This window comes from Pseudoalteromonas sp. SG41-2 (assembly GCF_014164535.1).
Lineage (GTDB): Bacteria > Pseudomonadota > Gammaproteobacteria > Enterobacterales > Alteromonadaceae > Pseudoalteromonas > Pseudoalteromonas rhizosphaerae.
The window spans coordinates 1-2,383 of the sequence record NZ_JACJFK010000071.1; the positions used below are offsets into that span (position 1 = coordinate 1).

General features: G+C 41.3%; 2 protein-coding genes and 2 pseudogenes. All 4 read left to right on the top strand.

Annotation, left to right across the window (positions count from 1 at the left end; translation table 11 throughout):
* A pseudogene (locus H5186_RS22340) lies at nucleotides 1-978 on the top strand (hypothetical protein); the annotation flags it as partial.
* Nucleotides 979-988: 10 nt separating this feature from the next.
* Entirely contained in the window at nucleotides 989-1,741 is a 753-nt protein-coding gene (locus H5186_RS22345; RefSeq protein ID WP_182740940.1) for an Imm49 family immunity protein, read from the top strand.
* Nucleotides 1,742-1,774: 33 nt separating this feature from the next.
* Nucleotides 1,775-2,275, top strand: coding sequence for a hypothetical protein (locus tag H5186_RS22350; RefSeq protein WP_182795025.1), 501 nt, complete (start codon nucleotides 1,775-1,777; stop codon nucleotides 2,273-2,275).
* 31 nt (nucleotides 2,276-2,306) lie between these two features.
* Nucleotides 2,307-2,383 (top strand): annotated as a pseudogene (locus tag H5186_RS23225) (DUF600 domain-containing protein); the annotation flags it as partial.

Below are 2,383 nucleotides of genomic sequence, written 5' to 3' on the forward strand. Positions count from 1 at the left end.
ATCGATGGAAGCCGCTATTGCAGTCTTCCGGCCCTTTACCCAACGAAAGTAGGCAAAGGTGACCCTGTTCAGTATTTACGTAAAATAAACTGGCAAGACTTAGGCAAACAAGCCGCCAGTGAAGTAAAAGCAATTATTAAAAGCTTTAGAGATACCTTGCAAGATATTTCAACCAGCTGGAAATACGACCTCCTACTGCCAGACTCAGCCATTGACGGCATGCAAGCCATGGTCAAACAGCTTGATGAAGTCACCCCAAAAATTGACCAAGGCGTTAAAACCGCCGCAAACGATATCGGCAATCGCGTAAATAAAGCCCTCGATGAGTTTGAGCCACCGGCAAGTACAGGTGTAGTGGGTAAACCGAAGAAAACCGTTGCCAATGAGCTTAAGCCGCCGAAAGGGAATGATTTAAAAGGGGCTGCAGCGCTTAAGCGAGTCAGAAACCCAGCCCTTGATGCCCATTATAAAAACTTAGCTGCTTATGAAACGGCTTATAAGAACAAACTAGATGACGCTATTAAAAATGGTGACTCAAGCCATCGCATTGGTGCATTTAAAGCAAAACTTACCGAAGTTAAAGGTGAACGAGCAGCAAGTGCCTATATGGCAAAACACTTTTCTAAACCGCCTCCTCCTGCAAAAATGGAGCTTGGCTTTGGCCCGGGTCCTGGTGTCGACCAAATTTGGACAAAGCGTGATAAAAATGGCAACGTGCTAGAATACTTTATCGTTGAAGCTAAGGGACCTGGTGCTAAGCTTGGCAAAACAAGTAAAGGGTTCACACAAATGGATGATGATTGGATTAAAATGAACCTCAAACGCATGAAAAACTCGAAAAAGTACCCTGAGCGTAATCAACTAGGGCAAAATTTACTTGAAGCAGATGATTTAGATATACCAGTAAACAAACTAGTGATAGAAGCTGTTGAAGAAAGTGGCAATGTAGTTGACGCAAAATTACAACCTTTACCTTAGAGAATTAAGAATGTTAAAGCTAAATAAACTTACCGCAGAAGATGTTGAATATGACATCACGCGTGCAAATACTCACTTGCCAGCGTGGTTAGAAAGGTTTAAAGACACCAGTAGGACGCTCGAACAGTACAAAAAAAGCGTTTTCAAAATTTCTGACTTTTATTTAATGTTAGCGTATGGTAATTACGCACTCGAAAACGTCTCAGAAGTGAAGCCCAATTTAAAAAAAGCCGCGCCCTATGCGTTTTTATGCGGCTTCGACCCTGAGTTACAGACCCGTAAAAGCGATTACTCCATTCAAAAAGAGTTAAACATCTGTTTGTTGTTTGGTGAGCCTGAATTGCTAGAACAAATAAAAGCGCTTGACTGGTCACTATCAGAAGATGATATTGTACATCCTGCTATTTACCAATATGATCACTTATTAATGCAAATAGCCACTGGCAGCCCTCTTACCCCGCAGGCCATTAACACCGCACAACAAGATGCTCAAAAAGCCAAAAATAAAGATGTATTGCAATTTTTCGCCCCTTTAATTGAAGCTATATCAGCATTAATTTCTGGTGACCAACCGCTCTGGCAAGCCAGTATTGATAAAGCAATCAAATGGCACTCTGATGAATGTAAATTTGGTGATTACAAAGATATGGAAGAAGGCTTTATCTGTTTAAATGCCCTTACTATGGCAAAGTTAGGCAAAGACATGCATGGTTGGCAATGCCACACCGACTCATTATATTTACCTTTATTTTTAATTGATTAGTTTCGATAATCACACAACACGAGCCTATTATCTATGAGCAGCTTAATTCACTTATCACTTATTGACGAAGATAGATACCCTACTTCGCTTAGCGGTGATGATGAAAGTAAATACCAACAATTGCTTGCAATTACTGAAGAAGAAGCCATTCATTGGCAGTCAATCGAAATAAACCTGCGCGGCTTTGAACCCGCACTGCAACTATGGGATGCTATCGCAGGTAATAGTCGGTTATTATTGATTGCTAGCTTCAATTTTTTCCCCCATAAGCTGCTTCCACCTGACGCTGACATTAGCGGCACTTTCGGCTTTTTCCCAGCCGATATGGTGAAAGATTTATATGACATAATGCAACAAGAATATAGCTTCGATATTGATAGCTTAGAGGGGCAGAACATAATCGCTGAAATTGAAAAGGATGGAGTTGATGAAGTAAACCCCGAAGCCTATGACCTCGTTCGAGACAAGTACTTTGTAACCTTTAGAGATGCGGCTGAGCAAGGTAAATCAATCGTCGTACTCATTGAGCAATAATTAACTATATAGAAAGCGCTAAGGACAGCACATGCAACCAGACATTAAACACATCCCCCAACAACTTGGGCAATACTTGTACCAGCAAATAAATGAGCCGTGGCTTGA